This window comes from Chitinophaga niabensis (assembly GCF_039545795.1).
In the GTDB taxonomy this organism is placed as follows: domain Bacteria; phylum Bacteroidota; class Bacteroidia; order Chitinophagales; family Chitinophagaceae; genus Chitinophaga; species Chitinophaga niabensis_B.
The window spans coordinates 6,487,203-6,505,451 of record NZ_CP154260.1; the positions used below are offsets into that span (position 1 = coordinate 6,487,203).

Sequence of the window (18,249 nt, forward strand, 5' to 3'; positions counted from 1 at the left end):
ATTCGTAAAGGAGCGAACGATCATGGAAAAAGGAGGCAACAACAATAACAAGGGATCCGATAAATCTCCAAAAAAAGGACCAAAGTTCAATATATACTGGGTTTATGCCTTTATAGGGATAGCCCTGCTGGCTATGAACTTTATTGACTTAAAGAACCAACCGAAAGAACTCACCGGTTTTAAACAATTCCAGCAGGAATTCCTGCGTACAGGAGATGTGGACAAACTTGTTGTAGTGAATAAAAAGGTGGTGGAGATCTACATCAAGAAAGATCGGTTGAACGATCCGAAGTATGATGCAGTGAATAAAAATCGTTTCGGTCAGCCTAATCCCGGCCCGCACTATCAGTTCACAATTGGTAGCGTGGAAGGTTTCCAGAAAGAACTGGACAAAGCACAAGCTGATGTTCCTTTGGCGGATCAGATGAACGTATCCTTCCAGGATCGTCAGAACTGGTTCGATCCATTGATGCAGATATTATTGCCCATCCTGCTTTTAATTGGTATGTGGATCCTGCTGATGCGTAAAATGGGAGGCCCTTCCGGTGGAAGTGGCGGACCAGGTGGCATCTTCAATATCGGCAAATCCAAAGCCACTTTATTTGATAAAGGCACCAGGGTGAACATCACATTTAACGATGTGGCTGGTTTGGACGAAGCAAAAGTGGAAGTGATGGAGATCGTGGATTTCCTGAAAAATCCAAAGAAATACACCTCATTAGGTGGTAAAATACCAAAAGGTGCATTGCTGGTTGGCCCTCCGGGTACAGGTAAAACCCTGCTCGCAAAAGCCATGGCCGGTGAAGCACAAGTACCTTTCTTCTCTATGAGCGGTTCCGATTTCGTGGAGCTTTTCGTAGGGGTAGGTGCAAGCCGTGTACGTGACCTGTTCAAACAAGCACGTGAAAAAGCACCCTGTATCATCTTCATCGATGAAATTGATGCTATCGGCCGCGCCCGTGGTAAGAACGTAATGATGAGCAACGATGAACGCGAAAACACCCTCAACCAGTTACTGGTAGAAATGGATGGTTTCGGAACAGACAGTGGTATCATCATCCTCGCAGCCACCAACCGTCCGGATGTACTGGATAGCGCTTTATTGCGCCCCGGCCGTTTCGACCGTCAGATCTCTATTGATAAACCAGATCTGGCTGGCCGTGAGCATATCTTTGATGTGCATCTGAAACCGATCAAAACATCTCCAAACCTCGATATCAAAAAACTCGCTTCCATGACCCCCGGTTTTGCCGGAGCGGATATTGCCAACGTATGTAACGAAGCAGCTTTGATTGCTGCCCGTAAAGGCAAAACGCAAGTGGAAATGGACGACTTCAATGATGCGATCGACCGTGTAATTGGTGGTTTGGAGAAAAAGAACAAGATCATTTCTCCGGAAGAAAAAGAAGTGATCGCTTACCACGAAGCTGGCCATGCTATCTGCGGATGGTACCTGGAACATGCTAACCCGCTGGTAAAAGTGACCATCGTTCCACGCGGCGTTGCTGCTTTGGGATATGCTCAGTATCTGCCGAAAGAACAATACCTCTATAATACTGAACAACTCATGGACGATATATGCATGACCCTTGGTGGCCGCGCAGTAGAAGACCTGGTATTCGGTAAAGTATCTACCGGTGCGCAGAACGACCTGCAGGTAATTACCCGCATGGCTTATGCTATGGTCACTGTATACGGTATGAACGATAAGATCGGTAACGTTTCTTTCTACGATCCTAACAGCGATCAGGCTTTCACCAAACCGTACTCTGAAGAAACATCCAAAATGATCGACCATGAAGTACGTTTGCTGATAGACCAGGCATACCAGCGTACTAAAAAACTGCTGGCTGATAAAATGGATAACGTGAGATTACTGGCCGGCGAACTGCTGAAGAAAGAAGTACTCTATAAAGATGACCTGGAGCGCCTCATCGGCAAACGCCCTTACGAGACGCACAAAGAACATATCGTTCCTAACAAGGAAGGTACCAGCTTTGATGGTGTTCATCCTACAGATATTATCAATCCTTCACCGGCAAATGTGATCTCAGAATAGGATGAAAGTATCTCCTGCCAAAGAAAATATCCTGAAGAAAGTCAGGAATGCGCTCAGCCAGCCAGTGCAGTTGCCATTTCCGCATGCGGAAGGAAACAACTCTGTGTTTGAAACAGCACATGATGGTTTGGAAATGAAGTTCGCAGAAGAATTCACCCGCCTGCAAGGCAAGTTTATCTTCTGTTCTTCACGCGATGAGCTGGCAGAAAATCTGCAGGCCCTGGTAGTGAATAAAGAATGGACGCACGTACATTGTAAAACACCTGCGCTGGAAAAGATCCTGCAGCCATATTCACCAGCCTACCTCAACGTAGGGGATGAACATACACTGGATGCAGCCATTACAGATTGTGAATGGCTCGTAGCCCGCACAGGAAGTATTATCATGAGCGCAGCGCAGCCTTCAGGAAGAGCATTGCCGGTTTTTGCACCCATCCATATTGTGATTGCCTACACGCATCAACTGGTACTGGATATAAAAGACGGCATCAGCAAAATGAAAGAGAAATACCCCGGTCAGCTTCCATCCATGATCTCTTTTGCCACCGGCCCAAGCCGTACGGCAGATATCGAGAAAACACTGGTAGTGGGAGTACACGGACCTAAAGAGGTATATGTGTTCTTACTGGACGAATAGATATTTTTAATCAATACAAACAATGTAAAATGCAAAAGGAAATCATCACTTTTGCATTTTACATTTAAGCTGGATCATGGAATTGTTATTGCCTGCAGACAAGCGTATTTACTTTGCTTCGGACTTTCACCTCGGTGCTCCTGATATGGAAAAGAGCCGCGAGCGGGAAAGGCTGATAGTACGCTGGCTGGAAGAAGCGGCAAAAGATGCACAGCACATCTTCCTGGTGGGCGACCTCTTCGATTTCTGGTTTGAATATAAAGATGTGATCCCCAAAGGGTATACCCGCCTGCTGGGTAAACTGGCAGAACTGCGGGACAAGGGCATTGGCATTTCCGTTTTCATCGGCAACCATGATATGTGGATGAATGGATATTTTGAAGATGAATTGCAGATCCCCGTTTACTATGAACCACAGACTTATACCATTGCCGGCAAGAAATTCTATATCGGCCATGGAGATGGTTTAGGCCCCGGTGATCATGGTTATAAATTCCTCAAGAAAGTATTTCGTAACCCCGTTTGCCGCTGGTTGTTTTCCTGTTTACATCCCAGGTGGGGTATTTCCATGGCCAATTACTGGAGCCGCAAAAGCCGTGCTGCTACAGGTTCTGAACTGGAACAGTTCCTGGGAGAGCAGGATGAATGGCTGGCCATTTACAGTAAAGAAATACTGCAGAAAGAACATTTCGATTATTTTATTTTCGGGCACCGCCACCTCCCACTGGACCTGAATGTAGGAGAGAACAGTCGATATGTGAACCTGGGCGACTGGCTCAATTATAATTCCTATGGTGTTTTTGATGGCAACACGCTGGAACTGAAATACTACAAACCTTAACCCAGTATCTCGTGTAATATAGGAGGGGAGTGCAGTTCCTTAAAATCAGGAAGATGCACTTTGTAAAAATCCAGGTAAGCGTACAGCATATTCCTCCTTCTTTCCTTATTCAATTCAATCTTCCCAAGATCAGCAGCATATACCACCTGTTGCAGGCGATCCGTTATTTCACTGGAAACTTCATCCAGGTAATTACTGTGATGTGGTGGCAGATCCGTGAATACCCCTTCCTGCAGATCCAGGTAAGGCGTGTATTCAGAATAATGGCCACCGAAGTGGAAACCGAGATGTATAGCCAGTTTCAGGGTAAAGTATAAAGGAAGGTTGGCGGCTACTGCAGTAGGTTCCGTATCCAGAGCTTTGAATACACTTTCTGCAAATTGATAGAGTTCCGGATTATGTTCCGGTTGCCGCAGTACTTTTTGTAAGAGTTCAATAAGGTATAAGGCCACCGTATTCTTTACAATGTTCACATGCATGGAAGTATACACATGCCCCAGTTTGAATTCTGAGATCCGGTGGAGGTTTTTCTGATCGTTATGATAAACCACCAGGTCCAGGATATTCCCCGGCTGCAGGATGTTCCCCCTTGCTGCTTTAGGTTTGGAGGAACGCACGCCATTCACGATGTAGGATTGTATCCCGAATAATTCCGTGAAAATACTCAGGATAACGCTGGCATCGCCATATTTAACCGTACGCAGAACTATTCCGGGTGTTTTATGCAGCATATCTGCAAAAGTCGTACATCAATGGATAAATACCAGCTTCGTGACCAATTTTTCCTGACCATCTTCATTGGAAGCAAAAATGAGATAAACACCACTTTGCGGACGATGCCCTGTATAATCTACTCCATTCCAAACAGCCTGTCCGCCATGGGCACGGGTCTGAAATACAAGTTTACCCGTAATGTCTGTGATCTTCACAATAGCATTGAGTACCAGACCTCTAATGGCAATGGTGCCTTCATAACCCCGTGGCACCGGATTGGGGAATACCAGTACATCCTTTCCCTGCGTGGTACTTCCTTCTGTGGCCGTACCTCTCCAGGAAATAAGCCCGGTAGCAGTGGCAAAGAAAACTTCGCCCGTTACAGGATGTACAACTATCCGGTATATAATATTGCTGGATAAGGGGCTGTTGCCTGTATTGAAATGTTGAATGAGTTTCTCCCCGTCTGGACTGATCAGCCATACACCATTTTGTGTGCCCACCCATTTACGGTTGGCGCCATCTACTGCTATCGTGTTCACCTGTTCATTCTGAAAAAGGAAACCTGCAAAATTATCCTGCCGCACAATGGGCAGCACGGCTTCACAACCTCCCGGCGAAAGCGCTGTCGTAGCACATTGTACAACTCCAACACCCCTGGTAGTACCTATCCATATCCAGCCCTGCAGATCTTTCGCAATGCACTTCACCTCATCTGATGGCAGGTTTCCACGTCCTGCACCGGTTTGATACAATTTCCAGCGATCATCCAATGTATTGTCGATACTGCTGCCATGATTAAAAACAAATACGCCATTCCCGCGTGGCGAAACAATCCATTTCTGATCAGCATCATCTACCAGTATCTGACTAACTGCCCTGGCTATATGAAAAACGGGAATGGAAATTTGCAACCAGCTGTTATCCTTCTTTTTCACCAGTAAATTATTCTGCGCACCGTAATCACTCACCCAAAGATTTCCTTCTTTATCCGTTGCCAGTCCGCTTACTTGGGCAGGCGGGTTTTCTACAACCGTACTACCCACCTTCCAAAGCCCCCGGGCAAAAGAACCGGCATATACTGCATCTGCTGTACCTGCTACTGTAACAATATCAGCAAGTGAATCTGTGGTCTGATAACTTTGCCATTCATCCCCTTCAAACTTAAATACACCACTCTTATTACCAGTGCCCTGCCAGTTGGTGGTAACAGTTCCTGCGGCAGCCCAGAGCGCATGCTGATGAACGATCATTTCTCCTCTTACGATATCCGGAGGAGCATTGGGCGTAAGGTTTTGGTACACACCATTATTATATTTGAGCAGCCCTTTACCATTGTCTGCTATCCATGTACTGTTCCCTGCATTCACTGCTCCGGAAGGAGAGGTACTTTGAAAAGTAGCCGTTACGGTTCCTGTGGCGGAGAGTTGAAGCACACGCCCCGGCTGGCTCACAAATAAAGCATTACCGGAAGCAGTAATTCCCCTGATCACCTGCCCGTCTGTATACCAGCGGTCCCACTGTGTTTGATTCCATATAAATAAAGTATCCTTCACCTGCGCAATCACCCGCTGCCCTATATTGGCCAGTGTAGTTACAACACCCGGTTGCGGAAGATCCATCCAGTTTTGCGGATCCGCAAGATTACTGCCCTGCAGTGATCCCCGTTTGATGCCGGTAGCCGTAGCTGCATAAAAATAACGGTCATCTGTTGCCACTGCATTGACTTTCATGTTCAGGTAAGTATCCGTGATCTCAAACCTTTCCAGGTTTACGGCAATGATCCCTATGCCCGTAGAGAGGTAAGCATGGTTGCCCCAGCATGCAATATGATAGATCCTTTTGTCTCCGGAGGTTTGCCTGAGCAGGATGTCCGGTATATTAATGATGTTCTCTTTCCGGAGAATATCCAGGTTGCTGTTATTATAAGCGATCACCAGGGCCTGGCTGCTTTCATGATACCCGATACCGGCAATGCCCGCATCGTGCAGCCCGTTCACTTTACTATAACGCGTGATTTCATTGTCCTGCAGCGAAACTGAGAACAAACTGAAAGGGCTGGCGCAATAAACATGCTCTCCTCCTGCGGCAATGGAAACTGCCTGCCGGTAAGGGAAGTGTTCCCGCCATTGCCCTATGGGAACGGATTGCGCCCTCCCAAGGGAGCAAAACAACAGGAGAGAAAGGAAAGGAGGGGCTATGCGCATACCTCAAAAATAACAATTACGAATAATCCTTTATGCATAAATCGTTCAATTCATCATTGATAATTCAAAATTCATAAATTCATTATTACCTTTGTGACCTTACCAAAACATATAATATATATGTGGCAGCGGCTGGCAGGATTTGTACTGAAATACCGTTTATGGCTACTGGCTTTGTTATTTGCAGGCACAGGCATCATGGCATATTACGCCAGCAAGGTAGAATTGTCCTACGAATTTACAGGCGCAATTCCCCGTGACAACGTTAAGTTCCTTGAATACCAGGACTTTAAAAGCAAGTTCGGCGAAGACGGCAACATGATGGTGGTAGGCATTGAAACCGACAGTCTCTTTCAGCTGGAATTCTTTAAAGAATACGTGAAGCTGAATGATGATCTGCGCAAGATCCCTGCCGTGGAAAATACCCTGAGCATCCCCGTTGCTATCAATCTCGTAAAAGACGACAGCACCCGCAAACTCAAAGCCGTAACACTCTTCCAGCCCGTACCGCAGGACCAGGCCACATTGGATAGCCTTGCTGCAGTTTTTCATTCCCTTCCTTTCTACAAAGGACTTTTATACAGTGCCAGCAGCCACTCATACCTGATAGCCGTACATATTAATAAAGATATCCTCAATTCCGTAAAAAGGATAGAAGTAGTGGAGGCCATTACTAAAACAGCCGAAGCTTTTGGTAAAAAGCATAATATAGAAGTAAAGCTGAGCGGTCTTCCCATGATCCGTACCATCATGGCCACCAAGGTAGCTGATGAGTTGAAGATGTTCCTGAAGATCTCTTTCGTGCTCACTGCTTTGATCCTGCTCGCTTTCTTCCGTTCCTTCAGTGCTGTACTGATGAGTATGATCGTTGTGGCCATTGGTGTGATCTGGTCTGTGGCCACCATTGTGCTTTGCGGCTACAAGATCACATTGCTCACAGGGTTGATCCCTCCGCTGATTGTAGTGATAGGCATCCCTAACTGCGTATACTTCCTCAATAAATACCATACGGAATATGCCTTGCATGGCAACAAATCAAAAGCCCTGGTGCGCATGGTACAAAAGATGGGTATTGTTACCCTCTTCACCAATCTCACGGCGGCTATTGGTTTTGGTGTGTTCTATTTCACCAATAGCGCCATCCTCAAACATTTTGGGGTAGTGGCTGGTGTGAACATCATGCTCATCTTCCTGATCTCCTTTATCTTTTTACCATCCGTACTGAGTTATTTACCGCCACCCAAAACAAAACATACCAGCTACCTGGAAAACAAGATGTTCTGTTCCGTGCTGGGCCTGCTCAATACATTGGTGTTCAAATACCGCCCCATGGTATACCTGGTAACGGTATTAATGGTAGGGGCTGCCATCCTGGGTATGATGCGCCTGAAGTCTGTAGGGTTTATTGTAGATGATATTCCGAAATCAGATAAGCTTTATACAGACCTGAAGTTCTTCGAGAAGAATTTCAAAGGAGTAATGCCCCTGGAAATAGTGGTAGATACCAAAAAGAAGAATGGGGTAGTAAACCTGCAAACACTCAGTAAGCTCGATGAAGTAAGTAAGTTAATAGCAGAACAACCCGTATGTGCCCGTCCGCTTTCTGTGGCAGAAGGGATCAAGTTTGCGAAACAGGCTTATTATGGAGGGGATAGTTTGAACTATGCCGTCCCAAACCAGTTTGACATTGGCTTCCTGGCTCCTTATCTGCGGATGAAAAATGCATCCGGAGAGGCTTCCACCTTCACCAAACTGGTTTCTTCCTTTATGGACAGTACCCGTCAGGTAGCACGCATAAGTGTGAACATGGCTGATGTGGGCTCCGTGGAATTGCCACGGCTGATAGATTCTTTGCGCCCGCAGGTAAATGCCATCTTTGATACTGCACAGTATAAAGTGACCTTCACCGGTACCAGCATCATCTTCCTTGAAGGAAGCCGTTTCATTATCAACGGTTTGATGGAAAGTATCCTGCTGGCATTTGTGCTGATCATCTTCTGTATGTTATACCTCTTCCGTTCCTGGAGGATGTTGCTGATCTCATTGATACCTAACATTATACCTCTGGTTGTTACCGCCGGAGTGATGGGCTGGATGGGCATTGCCATTAAACCATCTACGGTATTGGTGTTCAGTATTGCTTTGGGTATAGCCATAGACGTTACCATCCGTTTCCTCGTAAATTTCAAGCAGGAATTACCGCAGAATAATCTGGATATATCCGCTACCGTTAGGCAGACAATTAATGAAACCGGGCTCAGTATCATCTATACTTCGCTGATCCTTTTTGCCGGCTTCATGATCTTTGCCTTCTCTGAATTCCAGGGCACAAAAGCACTGGGCTGGCTTACTTCCCTCACACTGGTAATGGCCATGATCACCAATCTTACCATCCTGCCTGCCCTGCTGTTATGGATGGAAAAGGCCCTTCAGAAGAGAGCAAAGAAGAAGGAATGGACACCGCTGGATGAAGAGCCGGATCTTGAGCTGGGTCAGATAGGCCTGGATGAGAAAATTGATTAAAACGCTTATCCTTCAATTTTACCGCTCAAACAAATTAATATAAAAGGGGCATGATAATTTTTTTGGATGTGTCCCCCGCAAAACCTTAGTCCGTGGCTCAATACCACGGATTTTTTTTGATCCCCCGCCTAAAATAATCTAGTGGGCTACGTTCATCATCTGCTAATCGCCGTTTATAATAAAGCATTATATATACAGAAGAAAAAGTAAGAGGTTTATAATGCCATTCTAACCTCTTAGTCCATGAAAAATAAGTTCCTAAAAGGCGCTCATTTGTCCGAGCGCAAGTTTAAGGAGATACTTAAGTTATTCTCCGAAGACTTGACCGCCACGCAGATTGCAAATATCAGCGGGGTTAGCAGAGTAACTATCAACAGTTACCTGAAAAAGATAAGATTGCAGATCGTAAAGTATTGCGAGTCCCTGCAACCTGAATCTACGCCCAATGCAGCTACATGGCTGCAGAGGAGCCATTCTCACACAGACGCTCATGATACGGCCGTTGCTGTAAAGGCAGACGTTGATCGTATTATAAAGCCCGTCATCTTTGGAATCTACAAGCAGGACAACAAAGTATTCACCGAGATCCTTCCCGATGTAAGCAGGTCTATGATCCAGGCTATTGCGCGTGGGCGCAGTGTTTTGGAAACCGTAGGCAGTACGGAACGTATCCGTCGTTTTCAGGGAGTAGTGGACCTTGGGCAGTACCGCTTGTATCATCTGGGGAACGGGCATCATGATGCGGATGCCGGTAAGGCATTGCTGGATGATGTAGATGGTTTCTGGGGGCTCACCAAACACCGGTTGGCCAAATTCAAGGGCCTGAACCGCAACACAGCTTATCTGCACCTCAAAGAATGCGAATTCCGCTACAACTACCGGAATGATGATCTGTACAATGTTCTGATGAATCTCTTGAAAACATTCCCTTTGAACTTATCGTGACCGGGTAATTTCTTGAATAAGCGGGTATGGTTATTCAATCCTGAAAACTTAGATTGGATTAACCAAGATCTCACCGCTTATGAAAAAGACATTATCAAATCACCTGATATGGCCAAATAACGCCATATCATCCTGCGGCCGTGTAACCCAATTGTACATGTTCGTAGACCCTTTGCTGTTAGCCACTACAGCCAATAGAAGACATATAGCCGAACCTTGGTCCGGCAATGAAAATATCATAAAGAGTCTCGATTTAGATTTTGGTTGATGATAAGCGGGTGATAATCTTGTCGCCTGCTTTTCTTTTTTAAGAACCCCCTAAAGCCTCCCCCGGCTTTGGAAGCAGGCACTCCTTCCATACGAAGAACTTATCTAGTATTTATTCATTACTTAAAAAAAAATCTATGGCTCCTCCAAAAAAATTACAATCGCATTGCGTTAAAAAACCGTTAAGTAATTTATATTTGAGTGTTAAAATTTCGTTAAACAACTAAATTATGCTTATGAGGAAAGGTCTAACCGCACTTTTCCTGATCCTGATATCCCTATCAGGACAGGTCTTGGCGCAGAGTCGAACCATCAAAGGAAAGGTTACGGCTGCTGAGGACGGTACGCCCATTATTGGCGCTACTATTTTAGCTAAAGGAACAAATGTTGGAACTGTAACTAATGCCGATGGCGTTTATTCCCTGAACGTACCGGATGGCGTAACTGCGCTTGTAGTTAAGTTTATCGGCATGAAAGATGTCGAAGCAAAGATCAACGGCACACAAGTGGACGTTGTATTAAGTCAGGATGTTAGAACACTGACTGAAACTGTTGTTACCGCAAACGCTATCCGCAGGGATAAACGTTCGCTGGGTTATGCAGCACCTACTGTAAAGAGCGATGAACTTACAAAAGGCCAAAGCACCAGTGCTTTGAACGGCCTTGCCGGTAAAGTAGCCGGTGTAAATATCTCCAGTACAGCTTCTGCACCGGGTAGTTCTTCCCGCATCGTATTACGTGGTGGTTCCTCTATTTCTGGTAACAACCAGGCCCTGATGGTAGTAGATGGTGTGCCCATCGATAACACCAACATCATGGGTGGTGGCGCTTCTGCTACCCTGGCACAGGACAGCCGTTCTTCTGTTGACTTTGGTAACAGGGGAAATGATATCAACCCGGACGATATTGAATCTATCTCTATCCTGAAAGGTCCTGCCGCTGCTGCATTGTATGGTTCACGCGCTTCTAACGGTGCCTTGATCATCACTACCAAAAGCGGTAAAAAAGGTGCTAAGCAACAGATCACTTTCAACAATGCCACCACTTTCTCCCGTATCCTGAAACTGCCTGATTTCCAAAATGAATTCGGACAAGGTTACCCTCAGGCTGGTTACCCCGATGGTTTTCACAACGATCCAAAAGAAAACTGGAGCTGGGGTAAAGCATTTGATGGTAAAAACCAGGAATGGGGTCAGGAGATCAATGGTGTAAGGCAAACAAAACCTTACTCTGCTATCCCTGATAACGTGAAGGATTTCTTCGAAACAGGTAAAGCAATGAATAATAACCTTTCCCTGTCCGGTTCCGGTGATAAAACCACTTACTTCCTGTCTCTGAACGCATTGAACTCAGATGGAGTAATGCCTGGTAACTATGATAAGTTCAACAAATATGGTATCCGCTTCAACGGTACTGCTGAACTGAGCAACAAGTTCTCTACCAGCGTGAACATCAACTATACCAAGATCAATGGAGACATGGTACAGGGTGGACAAGGCCCCGGTTCTGTTTACGCGAGCGTACTTGGAACACCACGTGATATTCCGCTGAGTTCATTGAAAAACATGGACAATCCATACGCCAGTTATGGTAATACCACAAACGCCGCCGGTAACCCAACTTATGGTTACTACGGTGCTTATACAGATAACCCCTACTGGGTGTTGCAGCAATACAGAAACCTGCAGAATGTTGACCGTATGAACGGTAACTTCGCTATCACTTACAAACCAACCCCATGGTTGGATGTAGTGGAAAGATTGGGTGCTGATATTTATTCTGACCGTCGTAAGTTCAAATATCCTAAGTACAGGTATGAACCTGCTGATCTCACTTCCGGTGAATACACTTTAGCAGACAACATTAAAACCAAAAACGGTAAGTACGAAGAGGATAACTACACCCTCAATGAGATCACACACGACCTCATGATCACTGCCAGGAAAGATTTCAGTAAAGACTTCAAGGCGAGCCTGATGGTGGGCAACAACATCCGTCAGCGTCAGTTCTCTGTATCTGAAGTACAAACCAACCCATCAGGCGGTCTGGTAGTACCTGGATGGTATAACATGGGTAACAGTAACGGCCCTGTTCAGGCAGTGAACGATTACAATATCCGCCGCCTCATTGGTGTGTATGCAGACCTGAACCTCGCTTATAAGAACATGTTGTTCCTGGGAGCTACTGCACGTAACGACTGGTCTTCTACTTTGCCTAAGGGTAACAATTCCTTCTTCTATCCAAGTGTGAACGGTTCATTCGTATTCACAGAGCTGATGAAGGATTCCAAAATAGCACAAGTGCTGGATTATGGTAAGATCCGTGCCAGCTGGGCACAGGTGGGTAACGATGCCGCTCCTTATCAGTTGGAAACTTATTATGAGCGTACCAGCATTAATACCGGTGGTTTTGGTGTAACCCTTTTCCCTTTCAATGGTATACCAGGGTTAATGCAATCTAGCAACATCGGTAATCCTAATCTGAAACCTGAGATCACTACTGCATTTGAAGTGGGTACTGAACTGGGCTTCTTTGATAACAGGTTAACTGTTGACTTCTCTTACTACGAGAACAGATCAAAGAACCAGATCCTCAACATTCCTATTCCTGTACCAACAGGTTTCTCCTTCAAGAGTATTAACGCTGGTTCTATCCAGAACAAAGGTATTGAGTTAGGTTTACGCGGAACGCCAATAAGAACATCTTATGGCCTCACTGTTGAACTCTTTGGTACATATACCCGCAACAGAAGTGAAGTGAAAGAATTGCTGCCAGGTGTTGACCAGGTTGTGATCGGAGGATTTGGTGGTATGAGTATCGTTGCTGCTGTAGGAAAACCTTACGGTACATTCTATGCACTAACGCTGCAAAGAACACCAGGTGGCCAGGTAATAGTTGATGAAGACACCGGTTTGCCTTTGCTCACTACTTTACCACAGTACCTGGGTTCTTACAATCCTGACTACCAGGCTTCCCTTGGAACTAACATCAGTTACAAGAACTGGAGCTTCAGCGCATTGTTCGATACAAAACAAGGTGGTGTATTCTTCTCTAAAGTAAAAGATGACCTGGCATTCTTTGGTGCTTCTGAAGAAAGTGCTGAAGGCCACCGCCTTGATCACCCATTCCCGAACTCTGTTATTGAGTCACCAGCTGGTTCCGGTAAATATGTCACCAACACAATAAATTACAACATGATTGACTACTGGACGGATCTGATCCCTTCCGGTCAACATATTGTAGACGCTTCGTACGTTAAATTGAGAGAAGCCAGCCTTTCTTATCGTTTGCCTAAATCACTGTTAAACAGAGGTCCTTTTGGAGATGTATCCATCGGTATCTTCGGAAACAACCTGTTCCTCTGGACGCCGAAATCTAACAAATACGTAGATCCGGAAGTAAACTCAGGTGGTGCATCTAACGAACAAGGTCTTGACTTTACAGCTCAGCCATCCTTAAGGAATTTTGGTTTTAACCTGAAGGTTTCTTTTTAATAGCTCAAGCAAATTATCTGAAAATGACAAAATTGAAAATCAAAATAGCAACAGTAGCGCTTTCATTGGCGATAATGGGCACCGGGTGTAGCAAATTCCTGGATGTGAACGAGAATCCCAACAAGCCTACTACAGCAGATGTTAAATTGCTGCTTCCTTCGGCTGCTGCCTCCACCAGCCATGTGTTAAGTAATCAATTCGGTATCAACTCTGGTTTGTGGGCACAATATTGGACGCAAAGTCCGTTTTCTTCCCAATACAAAACCAATGACCGTTATCTGAATCCAGGTACTTCGTCAGACAGGCCATGGCTGATTATTTGGAGGAATGCCTTACAGAACTACGAGGGTGTGATCAAAAATTACGGTCAGTTCTCTCAACACGGTGCTATCGCTTATCTGCTGAAAGCCTACACTTTCCAGATGGCCACAGATGCCTGGGGTAATATTCCTTTAAAGGAAGCACTGAAAGGCGGAGACAGCCTGAGCGTTGGATATGATACACAGGAAGCAGTATACGATAGTATATTCTCCTGGATCAGCAAAGGTCAGGCACTGATCGATCCCGCTAACCAACTCAAACCTGGTGCGGAAGATCTGTTCTTTAGCGGAGATATGGACCAGTGGAGGAGATTTGCAAACACCCTCAAACTGAGAGCATACCTGCGGATCGTTAAAGCAGCTCCTGCTAAAGCAGAAGCTGGTATCAGAGCATTACAGACTGCTAATGCTACTTTCCTGGAAAAAGATGCAAAGATCATTTACTCTTCTTCAGGAGGTAATGAAAATCCAATGTTCGCAGAGATCCTTGGTTTAGGCAGAACGCAGAACCTGGTAGCCAGCTCTACTGCAATTGATGCTATGACAGCTAATAAGGATCCCCGTCTGAAAGTATTGTATACCACTGTTACAAATGAATACAATGGTGTTGAAGTTGATACCATCGTAGGTATTGCGCAAGGTTCATATGGTACAATCCCCGGCTTTGCTGTTTCTTTCCCAAGTGCTGCAACTGGTGGTTTAGGTGATGATAACAACTCTGCGCTGGCTCCTGTAATATTCATTTCTGCTACAGAAAGTTATTTCCTGCAGGCAGAAGCAGCAGTACGCGGATGGTTAGCAGGTACACCTGCAACACTCTTCCATAGTGGTATCACAGCCAGCTTTACTGCTAATGGCATCACAGCAGCAGCACCTGCATACATTGCAGCTGCACCTGATGCACAATGGCCTGCCAGTAATGCTAATGATGCGCAGATAAAAGCCATCATCACGCAGAAATATTATGCCATGAATGGTAAGCAAACTTTCGAAGCATGGACAGAATGGCGCCGTACTGGTTTCCCATCCTTCTTTGTTGTCTCTAAAGTAGGGGCACTGGGAGCTGGTAAATTCCCTTTACGTTTGCCTTATCCTAACACAGAGCTCACCACAAATGCTAAATTCCCCGGCGCCGAAAAATTGGATGTTCCGGTTTGGTGGGATAAATAACACAGATTTCACCAGATAATTATTAAGGGGTTGCAACAAGCGTAAAATGCTTTTTGCAACCCCTTAATCTTTAAGTAAAAAACAAAAACGCCCGCCAGCAGGGCATTTCTTTATGTAATAAAACCATAACATCTTTGTGTAGTACTCTATCAGTTGAAAATCAGTATCTTGTGCGCTTGGGGGTTTAGACACATTCATTTTCTGGAACGAGGCATAAAGCAAATCATATGAAACAAGCGCTACTCTTATGGCTCGCCATAGCTATAAGCATTCCCGGCGTTTCACAACAGTATAAGGGGAAAACCGACACGTTAAAGAAGATCCTGGAAGAAGTAGTGATCACGGGATACAATACTGCAACACGTAAAGAATACATAGGAGCTGTATCTACTATCCAGGGAGGCAAGCTCAACAAGATCCCTATGGCGTCTTTCGACCAGATGCTGCAGGGCCGTGCACCCGGATTGTATGTTGCATCCGGTAGCGGCCAGCCGGGTGCTGCCGCAAAAGTGGTTATCAGAGGCCAGGCAACTATCTCCGGTTCTGTTTCACCATTATATGTGGTGGATGGGATTGCAGTAGAGAGCGGTGTTTTCATGACCATGAATCCCGGGGATTTTGAATCCGTCAGCGTGCTTAAAGATGCAAATGCTACAGCACTATATGGCTCCCGCGGTGCAAATGGTGTGATACTCATCACCACTAAAAGAGGTAAAGCCGGCGAACTCACTTTTACATTTAATACACAGCATGGCGTTTCCCAACCTACACGCTCCCGCTTCAATGTAATGAACACGGAAGAACGCCTGCAATTTGAAGAGGAAGTAGGTTTGGAAACAGGTAAGATCACTGGTGCCGGCTGGATCTTTTCTGATAAGAACCCAGCCAACGCCGCATTACCACAGGCACAAAAACAACGTTACGCAAGGATACTGGATAGCCTTGGAAGTATCCATACCAACTGGAGAGATGTTTTTTTACGTAACAATGCACCCTTTCATGAATATGAATTAAGTGCATCCGGAGGAACAGAAGGCATCCGCTTTTACTCCGCTGCAAACTATTATAAACAGGAAGGTATTGCCCTTCGTTCCGGTATAGAACGTTACAGCTTCCGTACAAACCTGGATGTTACTTCCAAACGTTTTACGGCAGCCATTAATACCGCTGTGGGTTATACGAATAACAAACTCATAGAAAGCGAGGGCTCTCCCGGCACCACCAATACCATGGCTGCGGTTTATTATGCCCTGCCCTATGAACAGCCTTACGTGAATGGGCAACTGGTACATACCGGTAACAAAGCACGTTTCGGCGGAACATACGATACACGGGAGGGTTCAGATGCACTGGAAAGATTACAGAGCTCCACCTATAACGTCAATCAATTAAAAGGTACACTCACCACCGCACTGAAATATAATTTTACAGACTACCTCTATGCCAGCAGCAACCTGGGTTTTGATTACAGGGAAAATGTTGAGGTACGTACCATCAAACCCGGAACATACAGTGGCGGCCAGTCTTCCATTCCGGGAAGGCAGGGAATGCATGCGGAAGGAATGGCTCGTTATTTCCAGTTCACCGCAGTGAGTGGATTAACTTATTCCAGGACCCTGAAAGATATACACCAGCTTACCCTAGCAGGATTCTATGAGTTTAACAGGATGAAATATTCCAGTATGCAGCTTACCGGTTATGGCATCACACCCGGCCTGGCAGGAACTATTTCCGGCATAACACCCGGTTCCGCACTGAATGGATTTATCCCTAAAGCGGAAGGAGGCAGAACAGGTTCTGCATTGGCTTCCTGGATTGCGTTGGCCAGGTATCTTTATAAGGACAAATACACCCTGAATGTAACCTTCCGCAGAGATGGTTCTTCCACCGTGCCGGAGAGTAACCGCTGGCATAATTTCTATGCAGTGGGAGCAGGATATGACCTGAAAAAAGAAGCCTTCCTGGCGGCTGCCAAATGGATCAACACCCTTCGTTTCCGCAGCAGTTATGGTACCTCTGCTTCTCCTTTCTCTTCTAACTTTGCTTATGCTGCAGGATATGGCGGCAGCCGTTACGATGGCTCTCCGGCAATTATACCCAGCGCTGTAGGGAATGATGATTACGATTGGGAGTATATGAAGGTATTTAATGTAGGAGTAGACCTGGCTATCCTGGATAACAGGTTGCGCCTGATCGCAGACTGGTATAACAAACGCACGGAAGGGATCTTTTTAGATCAGCAGATCTCTCAAACCAGTGGGTTCAGTAGCCGCAAGATCAATGCTGGTGCAATCCGCAACAGGGGAATTGAAATAGATCTAAGTGGAGATATTATCAGGAATGCAAACCTCACCTGGTCTGCAGGATTTAATGTGGCCTATAATAAGAATAAAGTGGTCAGTCTTGGTGGCGTGAATGAATTTACACAGGGGGCCAGCATAATACGTGTAGGCTTACCAGTTAATACGCATTACATTGTAAAATGGGGAGGTGTAGATCCGCAGACAGGGAAGGCACAATATTATAACAGGGATGGATCACTTACCACTAATTACAATGTGGTATCACAAAGTGTGGCAACATTTGGAACAATAGATCCGCTGTATACAGGTGGTATCACCAGCAGGCTGAACTGGAAGAATTTTTCCGCAGAAGTATTTTTCTCTTTTGCACAGGACCTGTACAGGTATAATTCAGAAGAATATTACCTGCTTAACAGCAATCAGTTTGCATCCAGCAATCAATCCCGGAAATGGTTGGACCGCTGGCGCAAACCAGGAGATATTACAGATCAGCCTTCGTTTGCTGAACCACGTAATTTCACTTCCCGTGATATCCAGGATGCATCTTACGTAAGGTTAAGGAATGCGCAGCTGGCTTACCGCATCCCTGCTGAGATCGTGAAACGCACACAGCTGCTGCGCAGCGCCATGATCTATGTACAGGGCCAGAACTTATTAACGTTCACCAGCTGGACGGGTTTTGATCCGGAGGATAATAACAGCACCGCCTTTTTTGAATATCCTGCTGCGCGCACCATCACAGCAGGCCTGAGTATACAATTCTAAGGAA

10 protein-coding genes are annotated in these 18,249 nt (G+C 45.6%); 8 read left to right on the forward strand and 2 right to left on the reverse strand.

Annotated features, from left to right (window positions below; all coding sequences use genetic code 11):
* The first annotated feature begins 22 nt into the window (after positions 1-22).
* The 3 genes from ftsH (at position 23) to AAHN97_RS26125 (ending at position 3,537) form a co-directional block, all read left to right on the forward strand.
* Positions 23-2,059, forward strand: a complete 2,037-nt coding sequence (ftsH, locus tag AAHN97_RS26115) for an ATP-dependent zinc metalloprotease FtsH (RefSeq protein WP_343305019.1) — start codon at positions 23-25, stop codon at positions 2,057-2,059.
* A gap of 1 nt (position 2,060) precedes the next feature.
* A complete protein-coding gene (locus AAHN97_RS26120; protein ID WP_343305020.1) occupies positions 2,061-2,696 on the forward strand; it encodes a LutC/YkgG family protein in 636 nt (211 codons plus the stop codon).
* Between the two features lie 76 nt (positions 2,697-2,772).
* Positions 2,773-3,537 (forward strand): UDP-2,3-diacylglucosamine diphosphatase, encoded by a 765-nt coding sequence (locus tag AAHN97_RS26125; RefSeq protein ID WP_343305021.1) that lies wholly within the window; start codon positions 2,773-2,775, stop codon positions 3,535-3,537.
* Here the strand turns inward: AAHN97_RS26125 and recO are convergent.
* Positions 3,534-4,268: a DNA repair protein RecO gene (recO, locus tag AAHN97_RS26130; protein ID WP_343305022.1), complete on the reverse strand. Its 735-nt coding sequence runs from the start codon at positions 4,266-4,268 to the stop codon at positions 3,534-3,536. The genes AAHN97_RS26125 and recO overlap by 4 nt on opposite strands.
* An 18-nt stretch (positions 4,269-4,286) precedes the next feature.
* Positions 4,287-6,458 carry a hypothetical protein gene (locus tag AAHN97_RS26135; RefSeq protein ID WP_343305023.1) on the reverse strand — a complete coding sequence of 724 codons (2,172 nt, stop codon included), beginning with the start codon at positions 6,456-6,458 and terminating at the stop codon, positions 4,287-4,289.
* A gap of 120 nt (positions 6,459-6,578) precedes the next feature.
* On the opposite strand from AAHN97_RS26135, the gene AAHN97_RS26140 reads away from it, so the two are divergent.
* The 5 genes from AAHN97_RS26140 (at position 6,579) to AAHN97_RS26160 (ending at position 18,245) form a co-directional block, all read left to right on the forward strand.
* The gene (locus AAHN97_RS26140) at positions 6,579-8,981 is read left to right on the forward strand and encodes an efflux RND transporter permease subunit (protein WP_343305024.1); all 2,403 of its coding nucleotides are present in this window, start codon (positions 6,579-6,581) and stop codon (positions 8,979-8,981) included.
* Positions 8,982-9,224: 243 nt separating this feature from the next.
* Positions 9,225-9,926, forward strand: coding sequence for an IS1595 family transposase (locus AAHN97_RS26145; protein WP_343305025.1), 702 nt, complete (start codon positions 9,225-9,227; stop codon positions 9,924-9,926).
* A gap of 503 nt (positions 9,927-10,429) precedes the next feature.
* Positions 10,430-13,687, forward strand: coding sequence for a SusC/RagA family TonB-linked outer membrane protein (locus AAHN97_RS26150; RefSeq protein WP_343305026.1), 3,258 nt, complete (start codon positions 10,430-10,432; stop codon positions 13,685-13,687).
* A gap of 23 nt (positions 13,688-13,710) precedes the next feature.
* Positions 13,711-15,177 (forward strand): SusD/RagB family nutrient-binding outer membrane lipoprotein, encoded by a 1,467-nt coding sequence (locus AAHN97_RS26155; protein ID WP_343305027.1) that lies wholly within the window; start codon positions 13,711-13,713, stop codon positions 15,175-15,177.
* Between the two features lie 227 nt (positions 15,178-15,404).
* Positions 15,405-18,245: a SusC/RagA family TonB-linked outer membrane protein gene (locus AAHN97_RS26160; protein ID WP_343305028.1), complete on the forward strand. Its 2,841-nt coding sequence runs from the start codon at positions 15,405-15,407 to the stop codon at positions 18,243-18,245.
* The last annotated feature ends 4 nt before the right edge of the window (positions 18,246-18,249 follow it).